This is a genomic window from Nocardia sp. NBC_01009 (assembly GCF_045208035.1).
Taxonomy (GTDB): domain Bacteria; phylum Actinomycetota; class Actinomycetes; order Mycobacteriales; family Mycobacteriaceae; genus Nocardia.
On the sequence record NZ_CP108695.1, the window covers coordinates 317,668 to 331,908 of the forward strand.

At 66.6% G+C, this 14,241-nt stretch carries 14 protein-coding genes; 8 read left to right on the plus strand and 6 right to left on the minus strand.

Annotated elements, in window-relative coordinates; translation table 11 throughout:
- Positions 1-18: 18 nt before the first annotated feature.
- A complete protein-coding gene (locus tag OHA42_RS01355) occupies positions 19-1,416 on the minus strand; it encodes an MFS transporter (RefSeq protein WP_406233839.1) in 1,398 nt (465 codons plus the stop codon).
- A complete protein-coding gene (locus OHA42_RS01360) occupies positions 1,413-1,997 on the minus strand; it encodes a carboxymuconolactone decarboxylase family protein (RefSeq protein WP_406233841.1) in 585 nt (194 codons plus the stop codon). The genes OHA42_RS01355 and OHA42_RS01360 overlap by 4 nt, the downstream gene beginning before the upstream one ends.
- Before the next feature lie 83 nt (positions 1,998-2,080).
- On the opposite strand from OHA42_RS01360, the gene OHA42_RS01365 reads away from it, so the two are divergent.
- The 3 genes from OHA42_RS01365 (at position 2,081) to OHA42_RS01375 (ending at position 4,514) form a co-directional block, all read left to right on the plus strand.
- Positions 2,081-2,434 carry a winged helix-turn-helix transcriptional regulator gene (locus OHA42_RS01365; protein ID WP_406233843.1) on the plus strand — a complete coding sequence of 118 codons (354 nt, stop codon included), beginning with the start codon at positions 2,081-2,083 and terminating at the stop codon, positions 2,432-2,434.
- A gap of 71 nt (positions 2,435-2,505) precedes the next feature.
- Positions 2,506-4,107: an SMI1/KNR4 family protein gene (locus OHA42_RS01370; RefSeq protein ID WP_406233845.1), complete on the plus strand. Its 1,602-nt coding sequence runs from the start codon at positions 2,506-2,508 to the stop codon at positions 4,105-4,107.
- Between the two features lie 179 nt (positions 4,108-4,286).
- Positions 4,287-4,514, plus strand: coding sequence for a hypothetical protein (locus OHA42_RS01375; protein WP_406233846.1), 228 nt, complete (start codon positions 4,287-4,289; stop codon positions 4,512-4,514).
- A 252-nt stretch (positions 4,515-4,766) separates the two neighbouring features.
- Here the strand turns inward: OHA42_RS01375 and OHA42_RS01380 are convergent, their stop codons facing one another.
- The 4 genes from OHA42_RS01380 to OHA42_RS01395 form a co-directional block, all read right to left on the minus strand.
- The gene (locus OHA42_RS01380; protein ID WP_406233848.1) at positions 4,767-5,195 is read right to left on the minus strand and encodes a glyoxalase; all 429 of its coding nucleotides are present in this window, start codon (positions 5,193-5,195) and stop codon (positions 4,767-4,769) included.
- Positions 5,196-5,307: 112 nt separating this feature from the next.
- Positions 5,308-6,207, minus strand: a complete 900-nt coding sequence (locus OHA42_RS01385; protein WP_406233850.1) for a carbohydrate ABC transporter permease — start codon at positions 6,205-6,207, stop codon at positions 5,308-5,310.
- 32 nt (positions 6,208-6,239) lie between these two features.
- Positions 6,240-7,127 carry a carbohydrate ABC transporter permease gene (locus tag OHA42_RS01390; protein ID WP_406233851.1) on the minus strand — a complete coding sequence of 296 codons (888 nt, stop codon included), beginning with the start codon at positions 7,125-7,127 and terminating at the stop codon, positions 6,240-6,242.
- 22 nt (positions 7,128-7,149) lie between these two features.
- A complete protein-coding gene (locus OHA42_RS01395; RefSeq protein WP_406233853.1) occupies positions 7,150-8,400 on the minus strand; it encodes an extracellular solute-binding protein in 1,251 nt (416 codons plus the stop codon).
- 126 nt (positions 8,401-8,526) lie between these two features.
- Between OHA42_RS01395 and OHA42_RS01400 the strand changes: the two genes are divergently transcribed.
- The 5 genes from OHA42_RS01400 to OHA42_RS01420 all read left to right on the plus strand — a co-directional run bounded on the left by OHA42_RS01400 (position 8,527) and on the right by OHA42_RS01420 (position 13,976).
- Positions 8,527-9,471, plus strand: coding sequence for an SIS domain-containing protein (locus OHA42_RS01400; protein ID WP_406233855.1), 945 nt, complete (start codon positions 8,527-8,529; stop codon positions 9,469-9,471).
- 13 nt (positions 9,472-9,484) lie between these two features.
- Positions 9,485-10,630 carry an ROK family protein gene (locus tag OHA42_RS01405; protein WP_406233857.1) on the plus strand — a complete coding sequence of 382 codons (1,146 nt, stop codon included), beginning with the start codon at positions 9,485-9,487 and terminating at the stop codon, positions 10,628-10,630.
- A 127-nt stretch (positions 10,631-10,757) separates the two neighbouring features.
- Complete coding sequence (locus tag OHA42_RS01410; protein ID WP_406233859.1) at positions 10,758-11,927, plus strand: N-acetylglucosamine-6-phosphate deacetylase; 1,170 nt, start codon at positions 10,758-10,760, stop codon at positions 11,925-11,927.
- Positions 11,924-12,877, plus strand: a complete 954-nt coding sequence (locus tag OHA42_RS01415; protein ID WP_406233861.1) for a 1-phosphofructokinase family hexose kinase — start codon at positions 11,924-11,926, stop codon at positions 12,875-12,877. The genes OHA42_RS01410 and OHA42_RS01415 overlap by 4 nt, the downstream gene beginning before the upstream one ends.
- 271 nt (positions 12,878-13,148) lie before the next feature.
- Positions 13,149-13,976 carry a class II fructose-bisphosphate aldolase gene (locus tag OHA42_RS01420; RefSeq protein ID WP_406233863.1) on the plus strand — a complete coding sequence of 276 codons (828 nt, stop codon included), beginning with the start codon at positions 13,149-13,151 and terminating at the stop codon, positions 13,974-13,976.
- Positions 13,977-14,241 lie beyond the last annotated feature (265 nt).

A 14,241-nucleotide genomic window follows, 5' to 3' on the forward strand; every position in this document is an offset into this window, starting at 1 on the left:
GGGATGAGTACATCTGACTTACGGATTGGTCTCGGACGAGCGCCGACGGGCGAGAGCGAGGCTTGTCAGCGTCGTGATCGCCATGGCGCCGATGCCGACCAGTGCCGCGGTGGTGTAGGCGTTGTCGTCGGGGAAGAGGTGGCCGGGGCCGGTGCCCGCGGCGAGGATCAGGCCGCCGATGGCGCTGCCCAGGGAGTACCCGACGCTGCGGACGACGTAGTTGAAGCTCATGGCGCTCGACGTCTCGCTCTTGGGGGTGACGGCCAGGATGACGCCGGGCATCGCGGCCGAGAAGCCGCCGACGCCGAAGCCGAGCACGCCCATCGCCGCGAACAGTTCGGCCAGATCCGACCGGGCCGCCGCGAACAGGGCGAACCCGCCGCCGACCACGACGGCGCTGCCGGCCAGGAGCAGGGGGTCGGCGATCCGCGTCCGGACCCGCGGCGTGAGCTTGCCGGCGACGAACCCCAGCACCGAGAACGGGATGAGGACCAGCCCGGCGACGAAGGTCGTCAGCCCGAAGCCGTAGCCGGCGCCGTGCGGCGTCTGCGCGTACCGGGTGATGAGCGTGAGCAGGAGGTACATGCCGATTCCGCCGACGAACATGGCGAGGTTCGCCCCGGCGACCGCCGGGTGCCACACCGCCCGCACATCGACCAGGGGCGTCGTGCTGCGCAGCTCGATGACGGCCCAGACGCAGAGCAGCACCACCGCGACGACGGCGAGACCCGCCGCCACGGCGAGGTGCCGGCTCCACAGATTCCGTTCGCCGGCGAGGAACAGCACCAGGAGCAGCGCAGCGGCCAGGACGACCGCGCCTGCCACATCCACGTGCGCGGAGCGGCCTTCGGGGGCTTCGGGCATGGAGCGCCACGCGGTCAGGAGGGCGGCGGCGGTGACGACCAGGCCGAGGCTGTAGGCGGCCCGTACCCCGCCGAGCTCGGCGAGCAGTGCGGCCAGCGGGTAGCCGACGCCGGCCCCGATGATCGAGACCACCGAGATCAGGGCGATCACAGCCGCGCTGCGCTCCTCGGGGAGGTGGTCCCGGGCCACGCCCATCATCAGCGCCGTCAGCCCGAGCCCGACGCCCTGGGCCGCCCTGCCGGCCAGCAGCCACGCGAACGGCAGCGGCAGCACGGTGAGCGCGCTGCCGGCGACGACGACCGCCAGCGTGGCGAGGATCGTGGCCCGCCGATGCGGGCCGGCTCCGAGCCGGCCCAGGACCGGCGTGGCGACGGCGCCGCTGAGCAGCGCGACGGTCAGCGTCCACTGCGCGCTGCCGAGCGAGACGTGGAACGAGGTCGCCACGCTGGTGATGAGCGGCGCCCCGAGGCTGCCGACCGCCGCCACGACCAGAGCGATGAACACCAGGGCGGGGACCAGTCGGACCTCGGAGTGCTCGCGGGTAGTGCTCATCGGTTGGTTTCGGTGATGATCGGATCGAAGTCGGCGAAGCGAGGCGCGCCAGGCTCGTGCGGGACGCGGGCGGCGCGCGCGGCGAAGCTGACGGCGTGGTACCACCCGCACAGCAGCAGCAGATCGAGCAGCTCGAGTTCGCCGAAGGCCGACGAGAGCCGTGCCCACAGCGCGTCATCGATGTCGGAACGCTCGTGCAGGGTGTCGACGGCGTGGATGAGCAGCTGTTCTCGCTCGGAGGTCCAGCACTCGTCGGCGGGACCGCCGTGCACCAGGGATGTCGCCTGTTCGCCGGTGAGCCCGACCCGTTCGGCGAACATCATCATGTGCACGCCCCATTCGTACTCGCAGCTGCAGAGCACGCATGTCCGGTCGATGGCGATCTCGCGCTCCCTCATGGTCAGGGTTAGTTCCCGGCCCAGCTCATAGCGCCCCCATTCGTGCATCGCGCCGGCCATCGGGAGGTTTCTGGCGAAGAGCCGGAACAGCCCGATCGGCGGCATGTCCCCGGGCATCATGCGCGCGAGTAGCGCGCCGGCCTGGTCGGTGTACGGCGGTTCCAGCAGGGCTATTCGCGACATCGGAGCTCCCGTCGAGGCTGTTTCGGAAATAGAAACACGGGACGAAATGCTAGTGTTTCGAAAAACGAAACGCAAGGAGGATCATGCCGACACCACGCCCCGGAACGCCGGTTCGTGGATCGACTACCGGCCGTCCGATCATGGCCGCGCTGGACCTGTTCGGCCGTCGGTGGGCGCTGCGAATTCTCTGGGAACTGCGTGCGGGCCCGGTCGGTGCGCGCACGCTGCTGACACGGTGCACGGGTCTGTCCTCCAGCGTCCTCTACCAGCGGCTTCGCGAACTCGCATCGAGCGGGATCATCGCCCCCTCAGCCGATGGCTACGAACTCACTGAGCTGGGGACAGCACTCATTCATGCCCTCCGGCCGCTCGACGAGTGGGCGACCATTTGGGCGCAAGCGCAAGAGCAGAACGATCACAACCCTGCTGAGGCATGAAGGTTACTAAACGTCGGTGTGGGTGGTTACGGTGGCCACGAGCACGACACGATGGGCAATGGGTGAGCCACATGACTGAATTGATCAAACAGGTCGAGAAGCTGGTACGAGAGCTCGCGGCGATCGGCGCGACATCGGGAACATTGGAGCTGCACAACGGTATGGGCGGCTACGGCACGCGGTTTCGCGACGTGGTGGTGGTTGGCGCGCCGGCGCCGGGGTGGCCGGACACCGCGGCTATATCGGCGGCCATGCGTGCTGAACTGGGCGCGGGCGCGGACGACATGGCGCAGTTGCGGCTGCGGGTGCTGGGCGACAGCTACGAGTTCCAATACCGCTGCGCGCCAAGGCATTACCCTGACTGGTTCGAGTGGGAGTCGGCCCGACAGGTGGTCCTTGACCCCTCTTACCGCTATCCCGGCCATGCTATTCCGGTCCCGTTCACCGATGCCGACCCCGATGACCGGCCCACCGATCCGGAGTTGGTCGAGACTGCGGCCGACCTGGTCCGCGAGTACGTGGAGCTGTGTACTCGGCAAGAGGGCGACGCACCGCAGTTGGGCACCGGGAACACCGAAGCGGAGATCGCCGCAGCCGAGGCGCGGATCGGTTTCCGGTTGCCGGAGGAGCTGCGTGCGCTGTATCGGGTGGTGGGCTATGAGTACGACGATCGGGGTCTGCTGGCGTTCACCGCGCTGCTGTCTTTGGCTACTGTCGCCGCGGCCCACCTCAACGACGACACCGAGACGGCGGAGCTGGAATACGGCCACGGCACCATCGGGGCATGGAAGGACTCGCTGTTCGCCGGCATCGATTGCACGGTCTTCGAATCCTGGCCTCACGGCGTGGTGCGCCGAATCTCGCGCAGCCCGAAGTGGGTGATCATCGGCACCAGCGACCGCGATGTGACCGCCGTCGACCTTGACCCCGGCCCGATCGGCGTGTGCGGGCAGGTGATCAGATTCGAACCCGACGGGTGGTACGCCCCCTTCCGGCAGGACGACTCCGTTCTCGCAGTGCTGCGGCGGACAGTCGAGGCGCTGCGCGCGGGCGAGTCGGCGCTGGACTACTACAACGCCCAAATCGAGGACCATCCGCGGCATCAGGCGTACCTGCGCGGGGTGGGTGAATCGGTCGCGGATCTGCCCGGTGCGATCGCCGTTCAGGCGCTCACGGTCGACGACCGTGACTCGTTCGACGCCGCGGAACTGGCGTCGCTGCCAACGCTGCGGGAGCTGCGAGTGCGCGGTACCGAATCAGTGCGGCTGTCCGTGCCGCACACGGTTCCGCTGGAACAGCTGCACCTCCACGCGCCGCGCATCGAGCTGGAGCCGCTGGCGGGCCACCCGACCCTGTGGGGCCTCACCCTGTCCGGAGCGACCGAGCCGGTTCACATCGGCCCCTTGGCCACACTGCCGTCGCTGCAACGCCTGGACATCTCGGCGATCGAGGTCTGCGACCTCGAGGCAGTCGCCGCGCTGCCGACCTTGCGGGTGTTGGTGGCCACCACGCCGCAGTGGCAGTTGCTGCGCGACCGGGACGCGGTGCCGGCCGGACTGGCTGCCGCAGAGCTGGTGGGCGACGCCGCCTTCGACGACGAAATCACCTGGGCCGCAGGTTTCGGCGGCGACCCCGTCACCGCTTCGCTGCCGGTCGTGCGCGGCACACTGTGACGAGTTGTTCCTCCGAGAGCGGTGACGGGAGAAATGCTCTGAAGAAGCCCGGCCGAACAGCGGCTTGACGGCGGCAGTTCGACGAGTAGTGACATGTCCGCTCATAGCCGATGAGCGTGTCGACTGCGGGGTTGGTTGGAGATCGGCTGGCAGAGACCATCTCTGGCAGACTTCCGCGTATGAGTGCTGATGACGTAGGTGTGGCATTCCTGCTCGACAACCTGTGCGTCGAACTCGGTTTTTGTCTGCCATTGGATGAAAAGAGCAGGTTGTGCGCGTCGCCGCCTATGGACGTCGACTCGTTTACCGATGCTGTCTTCGTCGCCGAGGGCATGGATCCGAATGAGGACAACCATCTTCGTAAGCTTGTCCGCCAGAAGGTGATGCGCGCGTTCCAACAAAGATAGGGCGGGCTCACGATGCGCGAAGCACGAAACCGACCCAGATCGAACGCACTGATCTGCCGCATATCGCGCGGGCTGAGACACCATGAAGCCCACCAGATGCCCGTGCGAGAGGTCGACCTATTCGCCAGGTTCTGACATCTCGCATTACCAGCATCGGTTGCGGCGCAACGTTCTGGTGCTCACTGCAGGGCCAGGACCCTGTCTGTAGGAGCTGTCGTTGCCGCCTCGTCAGTCCGAGGTGGCTGTTTGCCGCTATCCGGCGGGATTCACGAGCGCGGATGTCGGGGCGGGGGGCTCGGATTCGTCGTAAACGAGCTCGAGTTCGAAACCCTGGCCGTCGACCAGGTGCAGTGCCCGCCCGGTGTCGGTCCGCTCCTGCCAGCCGGCCGTCAGTGCCACCGAACGCAATTCGGCGCCCTGTGCCGGCTCGGAGGTCCGCAGCGCCAAGTGGTTGATCCCGGCCCGGAGCCGGTCGTGGCCACCTGGCCGGAGCGCGGGCGACTGCTCGATCACCACATAGCTGCCACCCAGCCGCCAGCTGCGGCCGTTCGCCCAACGCTGAAACGGTGTGCAGCCGAGGGCAGTCAGTACCGGCCCCCACTGTTGTTCGGCGAGGGCCAAGTCGTCCATCCATAACTCGACGTGGTGGACCAGCGGCCGATCATTCGTCGCAGCATGCATGCATCCATCTTCAGCGCTACTCCGCGCAGACTTTTCCGCACCCCCGACATCCTGCTCGCATTTCTGCAACCACCAATCGCTCGACCCGGCCAGCGATTCGTGGTGCGATCCGCTACTTGACGCTGCCCGCGGTCAGGCCCGCCACCAGCCGCTTCTCGATGAACGCGAACAAGATGACCACCGGAATGATGCCGACGGTGGAGATGGAGAAGACGTACTGCCATGCGGTGTCGTACTGCCCCACGAACTTCGTCAGCGCCACCGACAGCGGCTGATTCTCCGGGGTGGTGAGCACAACCAGACTGGCCGCGAACTCGTTCCAGCAGGCGACCACGGTGAAGATCGTCGCGGTGACGATGCCCGGCCACACCAGCGGCAGGCTCACCCTGGTCAGGATCTGCCACCGGTTCAGGCCGTCGAGCTGCGCGGCCTCCTCGATCTCCACCGGAATCGCGGCGAAGAAGCTGTGCAGAATCCACACCGCGAACGACAGGTTGAATGCGGCATTCACCAGGATCATCGCCAGCCAGGTGTCGTTGATGCCGAGGGTGAAGAACTGCCGGATCAGGCCGGTCACCAGCACGGTCGGCTGCAGCATCTGGGTGATGAGCACCAGCCCGAGAAATGCCGCCCGACCGGGAAAGCGATGCCGGGCGGTGTAATACGCGGCCGGAACGGCCACGACCAGCACCAACACAGTGGCGCAGACCGAGATGACGATCGTGCTGACCATATTGAACGGCAGCGGCGTCTCCGGCGTGTCCCACATCGTGCTGTAGTTGTCCGGATGCCAGGACTCCGGCAGGTACGTCGGTGGGATGCGTAGGATTTCGGCTCTGCTCTTCAGCGACCCGAGCACCATGACGAGGAACGGGATCAGGAAGATCGCGGCCACCAGCACCCCGACCGCGGTGAGCTCCCAGCGTCGCCGCTTGCCGCGCCCGGGCGTTGTTTCCCGAGCTGCTGCCGTGGGCGGGATGCCATCGATACGGATATCGTCTGGTGTCGTCATCGCCTCGCCCTGCCCTCGGTGCTGCTGCGCGCTCATCCGTCGACCTGCTGCGTCGGTTTGACGACCTTCACGTAGATCGCGATGATCACCACGATCAGCGCGAAGTTGAGCACGCTCATCGCGGCGGCGGTGTCGATCTGCTGGTTTTGCCGAATCAGCTTGAACGTCAACGTGGTCGTGGTGTCGGCGGAGAAGCCTGCGATGCTGCCGGTGATCACCTGCAGAATCGGCAGCGAATTGAACACATTGATGATGTTGATGATGGTGGCCACCGCGATCGCCGGACGCAGTTGCGGCAGTGTGAGATACCGGTAGCGCTGCCACGGACTTGCGCCGTCGACCCGACCCGCCTCGCCGATCTCCGCTGGAATCCCCTGCAGCCCGGCAAGAATTGTGTAAGTGGTGAACGGAATCGAGACGAATACCGCGACGCCCATCGCCACCAGGAAGGCCGGGATCGGTTGTTTGGTGAAGCCGTAACCCCGGTCGAGCAGCCCGATGTCGACGAGGAAGCGGTTGGCGATGCCGACGTCGGGGTCGAGCATGTAGTAGAAGATCGTCGTCGTCATCACCACCGAGGCCGCCCACGGCACCAGGATCGCCATCCGCACCGCGGTGCGCCCCGGAAAGTCCTTGTTCAGGAACTGAGCCAGCGCCGCCGAGAGCACCAGGGTGATCAGCACGACGCAGACCACCCAGATCACCGTGTGCAGCAGCACCGAGCCCAGTTCACTGATGTCGAACAGATTGCGGTAGTTGGCCAGCCCGGCGGAGCCGCGATCCTGGCCGTAGGCGCTCAGGTCCCTGGTGCTCGTCCAGACCATGGAGCAGACCGGGAAGGCAACAATAGCCGCGATCAACACTAGGGAAGGCCCGAGCCACGGAATCGCCCGCAGCGCGCTCGCCCGCCCGGACGGCACCCGGGTTCCTTTGCGCCCCACGCTATTTCGCGGCTTCCTGGATGCGCGCCAGCACCTGCGCCGGGTCCGCGCCCTGCGCGATGGTGCCCATCTGCTGACGGATGGCGCCCTGCGCCGCAGCCCATTTCGGGTTGTTGCTCGGGTAGAACTTGGCCACCGGCAGCGTCGCACCGAACGCCTTCGTCACCGGGTCACCCGCGAGCTTGGCGGCCGCGCTGTTGGTGATCGGGATGAAGCCCTCGTGCTGCACGAAGTTCGCGTAGGTGTCCGCACCGTAGAAGAAGTCGAGGAACTTCTTGATCGACTCGGTCTTCTTGCCGTCCTTCTTGAACGCCATCAGATGATCGGCGACGCCGAGGGTGACCGGTTCGCCGGACTTGGTCGGCGAGGGCGCGGTCGCGTACTGCAGGCCCGCGTTCTTCGACGCGATCTGGCCGATGGTGGGCGGCAGACCCTCGATCATGCCGATCTTGCCCTGAATGAAGGCGTTGATGACGTCTTTGCGGTCGGTGGCGCCCGGATTGGGTTGGGTCGCACCGGCATCGATGAGTTCGCGCATGGCACGGACGCCCTCGAGGTTCTGCGGGGTGTCCACGGTGACCTTGTCGCCATCGGCCCAGTTGCCGCCCGCGCCGAAGGTCCAGATGGAGGTCTCGCCCTGGGCCTCCTCACTGCCGAGGGGCAGACCGTAGCCGGAGACGCCGCCGCCGAGCGCCTGGATCTTCTTGGCCGCTTCGGTGAGTTCGGCCCAGGTCTTCGGCGGCGCGGCGACGCCTGCCTTGGCGAACAGGTCGGTGTTGTAGAAAAGGGTGCGGGTCGAGGCGAACAGTGGCAGCGCGAACTGCTGGCCGTTGAGCGACGCGTTCTTGGCGAAGCCGGGCTGGATATCCGACAGCACATTCGGGGAGACGACCTCCGACGCCCCGTAGAGCATGCCGTCACCGGCGAAGCTCGCATAGGCGTCGATGTTCAGGATGTCCGGGGTTGTGGACTTGGATTGCAGCTTGGTCCGCACCACGTCGTTGATCGAGTTCCACGACTCCATCTGCAGGTTCACCGTGAGGCCGGGATTGGCCTTTTCGAAGTCGGCGATGATGCCGTCCCACAGCGCCTTCGTGCCGGTAGCGCCGTCGCTGTAGACGGGAGCCAGGAAGTTGATCGTGGAGTCGGAGTCGGCCGAGTCTTTCGAGCCGAACCCACAGGACGAGACGGCGAGGGCGAGGCCGGTGGCCATCGCGATCCCCGCGAGCACGCCGTGGAGTGGTCTTTTCACGAGCAGAACCTTTCAATTTTCACACCCGGCGCCAGCGGACCGCCGATGATGGAGCGAACGTATCGACTGACCAACAATCTAGACCTCAGAGTGATCATATGTGACTGTTTTGATCGTAAATTTGACATGAACGATCATCAGGTCGATTCTGTTGTGGTGCCGATCTCCGCTCACCCCACCCCCGTGACCCATCTGGCCACCGAGGTCGCCACCCAGCCGGACGACTGGGCGCGCGCCGAAACCATCGCTGCCGAACATCGCGCCGTACTGCCCCAACCGGGCGAGCGCGTCGCCGTCATCGGCTGCGGCACTTCACTGTTCATGTCCCGGGCCATCGCGGCGCTGCGCGAGGGCTCCGGCCAGGGCATTACCGATGCCTGGCCCGCCAGCGAAGTCCGCAGCGGTCGCGAATACGACCGCTACCTCGTCATCTGCCGCTCCGGCACCACCACCGAGGTGGTCAACGCCATGCGGGAGATCCCGACCCACATTCCGCGCACCGTGATCTGCAGCAGCCCGGGCACCCCCGTGCTCGAGCTGGGCGATGCAATCCTGATCGACGAGGTCGACGAGCAATCGGTGGTGCAGACCCGCTTCGCCACCACCACGCTCGCCATCCTGCGCTGGCATCTCGGCGAGGACCTGAACCCCGCGATCGCCCAGGCCCGCGCCATCCTCGCCGAGGATCCCGCGACGGCACTTGCCGAAGTCCGGCACGCCGAACAGATCAGCTTCGTCGGCATGGGCTTCGCAGCCGCCATCGCCGAAGAAGCGGGCCTCAAACTCCGCGAGTCCTGCCAGTCCTGGACCGAGGCCTACCTGCAGACCGAATACCGCCACGGCCCGATCAGCATCTCCACCCCTGGTCGCGCGGTCTGGGCCTTCGGCCCGCTGGTCCCGCAATTCGAAGCCGACGTCACCGTCACCGGCGCCCACTTCGAACACCGCGATATCGACCCGATGGCCGACCTGGTCCGAGTCCACCAACTCTGTGTCCTGCGCGCCGCCGACCACGGCCTGGACCCCGACCATCCGCGCAACCTCAACCGCTCGGTAGTCCTCGACCAGTGACCCTGGCGCCACCATGACCGACTCCCCGACCCCGGCCCGCGGATCTGCGCTGCTCACACCACCAGAAGTGGTTACCCTGACCGAGATGGGAACGGCGCAGTCCGCAGCAGGATCACCGCGACCGGACGCCGGGTCCCCCCGGCCCGGCCCGCCGGCTGTCGCGTCCGGCGTGGCGGTCGACCCGAGGGGCGCCACACCGGATGCCGCATTTCCCGACGACACGCTGACGCCGGTGCCCGCGCTTCCCGACGATGCCCTGGTACTCGGCATGGATGTCGGTGGGACCACCATGAAAGGTGAGATCACCGACGCGGCCGGCACGGTGCTGACCGCTGCCGTCACTGCCACGCCGCAGGGCGAGGCGGCGTTCGAGGCCATGGGTGCGCTCGGGGATCGGCTGCTGGCCGAGCTCACGGCGCAACAGCGCGGCCGGGTGGCGCGGGCCGCGGTGCTGTTGCCGGGGATCGTGGACCATGTCCGGTCGATTGCCGTATTCAGCAGCAATGTCGGCTGGCGGGATGTACACATCGGCGACCGGTTCATCGAACGCTGGAATATGCCGGTGTTGATCGAGCACGATGTCGCCGTGGCAGGTTGGGCCGAATGGCGGTACGGAGCCGGGCGCGACCACGACAACGTGTGCGTGGTCATTCTCGGCACCGGTATCAGCGGAACCCTGTCCGTCGGTGGCCGACTCGTGCGCAGCGAATACGGCCAGACCGGCGAGTACGGCCACATCCCGGTTCGCCACGCAGATGGCCTGCGCTGTCCGTGCGGCAACATCGGCTGCGTCGAGACGGTGGCATCCGGCGCGTCCATCGCCCGTGCGTACTCCCGCCGTACCGGCACCGAAACAGACAGCGCGGCAGAAGTTTTCGCACTCCTCGATACCGACCGCGACGCCAAGGCCGTAGTCGACGACGCCATCAGCGCCCTCGCCGACGGTCTACTCGGCATCATCCATGCCGCCTGCCCCCAACTCATCGTCCTCGGCGGCGGACTGGCCGGCGCCGGCGCCGCCCTCACCGAACCCCTGCACCGCACCATCGACGAACGACTCCGCATAGTCCCCGCACCGCGGGTGGTCCTCGGCGAATTCGGCGCACGAGCAGGCCTGGCCGGCGCGGCGCTGTTCGCCCGCCGCGGGGCTTTGACATGAAGTACGACAACGCACCCGTGACGCCGCCGACAGCAGGAGAGCAAGGCCGCACAGGAGCCGTGCCACCACCTGCCGAAAGCATTGCGGCACTGCATGATTGCGCCATGCTCAGGAACGGGGCCGGCGCATGAAGCGGCAGACGCGGGCAGCCGAGTTCCACGTTCGCGGGCAGATTGTTTCCGCGGCGCAGGTGCTCGACGACGGGGTGGTCTCGGTTCGCGGCGAGCGGATCCACGCGGTGCAGTCGGTGACGGAATGGGCTGCGGCGCATCCCGATTCGGCTATGCCGACATTCAGCGGCACGATGTTGCCCGGGCTGGTCGACATCCATAATCACGGCGGGTTCGGACATCGGTTCGACACCGTCGACGACGCGGAGGCGCGCGCGGCGGCCGAGTTTCATCATTCGCGCGGGTCGACCACGGTGTTGGCGAGCGTTGTCACCGGGGCCGCGGCGGACATGGTGGCGCAGACGACCATGCTGGCCGGGCTCGCCGAGACCGGAATGATCGGCGGAATTCATGCCGAGGGACCATTTCTGTCGTCGGCCCGCTGCGGCGCCCAGGATCCGCGCTACCTGCGCGATCCCGACCTCGAACTGACCGATCGACTACTGACTGCCGCCGGCGGACACCTGCGCGTGATGACGATCGCGCCGGAACTTCCGGGATATCGGGCAGTCGCCGAACGGCTGTCCGACAACCATGTGGCGGTATCTCTCGGGCACAGCGACGCCACCTTCGACGAGTTTCGTACGTCATTGCGCCCCAAAGGTTTCGGAAGTCTGGTCACCCACCTGGCGAACGGTATGCCGCCGCTGCATCATCGCAAGCCCGGTCCGGTTGCCGCCGCACTGGTCGCTGCGGCGACCGGTGATGTGGTCGTCGAACTGATCGGCGATGGGGTTCATGTCGACTCCGGTTTCGCCGCACTGGCTTTCGCGACCGCGCCGGGACAGGTCGCGCTGATCACCGATGCGATGCAAGCGGCGGGTATGCCGGACGGCGACTACCAGCTCGGTCCGCAGGCGGTGCGGGTTACCGATGGCGTCGCCCGAGTGGCAAGTGGATCCATCGCAGGGGGTACCGCTCACCTGCTGCAGTGTCTGGCCTGGGCCGTGCGCGATTGCGGCGTCCCACTACGCGATGCTGTGATTGCCGCCACTTCTATCCCGGCCCGTTCGGCCGGATTGGCCGATCTGGGCGATATCTCGACCGACCAGTTCGCGGACCTGTTGATAGTTGATGACAATCTACAGTTGCGCCGGGTGCTCAGACATGGACAGTGGTTGACGTGATCCTCACCGTAACAATGAATCCTGCCTACGACATGACCTATCGCGTCGAGCGTTTCGAACGCGGCCAGGCGCATCGGGTCAGGTCCGTCGAGCAACGCATCGGCGGCAAAGGCATCAACGTGACGCGAGTGCTCAACCAGCTCGGAAAATACTCCCGGGCAACGGGTTTTTCCGACCATGCCTTCGCGGCCGCCGCCGAACTGGAGATGTCGGTGGACTTCGTGCACGCGCTGCCGTGGGTCCGGCGCACGGTGGTGATCAGCGAATCCGAGGACGGCACCGCCACCGCATTGTGGGAACCCGGTGCGCGGGTGTCGAATCCCCATGCCGTCGAACAGCTCGCCGTGCGAGTAGCCGGCCTACTACCCGATATCAATGGACTGGTGATTTCCGGATCGCTGCCCGGCGGCGTCTCGCCCAGCCTCCCCGCCGACCTCGCGCGCACGGCCATCGCCGCAGGCGTTCCGACTATCTGCGACGTCGACGGCGAATCCCTACGCCTTGCCGCCCAGATCCCCGGTGTCATTCTCATGCCGAACACCGAAGAACTCGAACGCCTCACCGGCCGAGTCCCGCTCACACCCGACGAGGTCGCGACCGCCGCGCGCCCACTCGTCGATCGAGGAGTGCGCGCCATTATCGCCACCCGCGGCACCGACGGCATGATCGCGATCACCGAGGCAGGCTCCTGGTTCGCGAACCTCCCCGAACCGATGTCCGGAAACCCCACCGGCGCAGGCGATTCCGCAGCCGCAGCCGTCATCTCCGCCCTCTCGGAAGGCCCCGAACCCGACTGGCCGGCCATCCTCGTCGATGCAGTCGCCACCGCCGCCGCAGCAGTACTGATCCCAGTGGCAGGCGAAATAGATCGCTGCGCCCGTACCCGGCTCGCCCCCACCGTCCGCCTCGAAAAACTAGCCGAACCCAGCCCGCAGGACTCCTCACCATGAGCGCGAAACACCAGGCTCCCATGATGACCGGCACTGCACATCGCCCGGACTGCGCTCAACGAAGAGCTGGTCATGCGAAGCATCCCGGAGACCATACCGCCGGACCAACCGATCACGCCCGACAGCAAGCTGATTCACCAGCCCGCTGTGCAGTCGGCTGCGGGGTGTTCCGAAAACCCGACCTCGCCTCATCAGAAGATGAGCGCACTGCTTATGCATTTCAGGCCGTGCTTGCTTCCAGCGGCCGACCCGAGCTCCAGGAGACCCGACCATGACTCTGATGCCCGTCTCCGAACTGATCACTACCGCACGCCCCGGCGGTCTCGGTGCGTTCAATGTGATCACTCTGGAGCATGCCGAGGCCATCGCGGGTGCGGCTGAATCAGCGAAACTTCCAGTGATGCTGCAACTTTCGGAGAACACGGTCAACTACCACGGCAGCATAGCCCCTATCGCGCTCGCGTGTCTGCGGATCGCCGCGGACAGCACCGCGGCCATCGCCGTGCATCTCGACCACGCCACGTCGTTCGACCTCGTCAGAGCTGCCGTCGATCTCGGCATCCGGTCGGTTATGTACGACGGCTCCACCCTCGACTACACCGCCAATGTCGCGACCACCGCGGAAGTGGCCCGCTGGTGTCATGATCACGGCGTCTTCGTCGAGGCCGAATTGGGTGAGGTCGGCGGCAAAGACGGCGCGCACGCGCCGGGCGTCCGCACCGATCCCGACGAGGCGGTCGAGTTCGTCGCAACGACAGGCGTCGACGCCTTGGCCGTGGCAGTCGGCTCCTCGCACGCCATGCACACCCGCACCGCCGAACTCGACAACGACCTCATCTCTCGACTCGCCGCGAAAGTGCCTGTCCCCCTTGTACTGCACGGCTCCTCCGGCGTCCCCGACGAAGGTCTGCGCGCCGCCGTCGAACACGGCATGACCAAAATCAACATCGCCACCCGCCTGAATGTCCTTGCCACGGAAGCAATCCGGGCCACCCTGGCCGGGAGTTCCGACCTGTCCGATCCGCGCAAGTATCTGAAGCCCGCACGCGCCGCTGTCCAGTCAGAGGTCGAACACCTCCTGCACCTGCTGGCCGCGTAGCCCACATCCACCCGCCTGCCAGAGCCCCTCCACACCAGCTTTCACCGGTGCGGCAGCCGCCTTGGGCAAGCACCGCGCAACCGGAAACCACACTCGGCTCCGAGACCACGACGTGCGCGCGCCTTCGATCACTCCGTTGACCAACCCACCCGAGGCAGTGCATCGTCACAGCTCAGGTGACGTATCCAGCCGGAACCAGCGGGGGCGGCACCTCCCCATGCCCGGGAAAGCATGGGCAGGGCGTGCACACGTGGAGATGATAGGG

Excerpts from the sequence above, each read along its gene's own strand:
- OHA42_RS01355 (WP_406233839.1), bottom strand. The coding sequence starts at position 1,416 with ATGAGCACTACCCGCGAGCACTCCGAGGTCCGACTGGTCCCCGCCCTG.
- OHA42_RS01360 (WP_406233841.1), bottom strand. The coding sequence starts at position 1,997 with ATGTCGCGAATAGCCCTGCTGGAACCGCCGTACACCGACCAGGCCGGC.
- OHA42_RS01365 (WP_406233843.1), top strand. The coding sequence starts at position 2,081 with ATGCCGACACCACGCCCCGGAACGCCGGTTCGTGGATCGACTACCGGC.
- OHA42_RS01370 (WP_406233845.1), top strand. The coding sequence starts at position 2,506 with ATGACTGAATTGATCAAACAGGTCGAGAAGCTGGTACGAGAGCTCGCG.
- OHA42_RS01375 (WP_406233846.1), top strand. The coding sequence starts at position 4,287 with ATGAGTGCTGATGACGTAGGTGTGGCATTCCTGCTCGACAACCTGTGC.
- OHA42_RS01380 (WP_406233848.1), bottom strand. The coding sequence starts at position 5,195 with ATGCATGCTGCGACGAATGATCGGCCGCTGGTCCACCACGTCGAGTTA.
- OHA42_RS01385 (WP_406233850.1), bottom strand. The coding sequence starts at position 6,207 with ATGACGACACCAGACGATATCCGTATCGATGGCATCCCGCCCACGGCA.
- OHA42_RS01400 (WP_406233855.1), top strand. The coding sequence starts at position 8,527 with ATGAACGATCATCAGGTCGATTCTGTTGTGGTGCCGATCTCCGCTCAC.
- OHA42_RS01405 (WP_406233857.1), top strand. The coding sequence starts at position 9,485 with ATGACCGACTCCCCGACCCCGGCCCGCGGATCTGCGCTGCTCACACCA.
- OHA42_RS01410 (WP_406233859.1), top strand. The coding sequence starts at position 10,758 with ATGAAGCGGCAGACGCGGGCAGCCGAGTTCCACGTTCGCGGGCAGATT.
- OHA42_RS01420 (WP_406233863.1), top strand. The coding sequence starts at position 13,149 with ATGACTCTGATGCCCGTCTCCGAACTGATCACTACCGCACGCCCCGGC.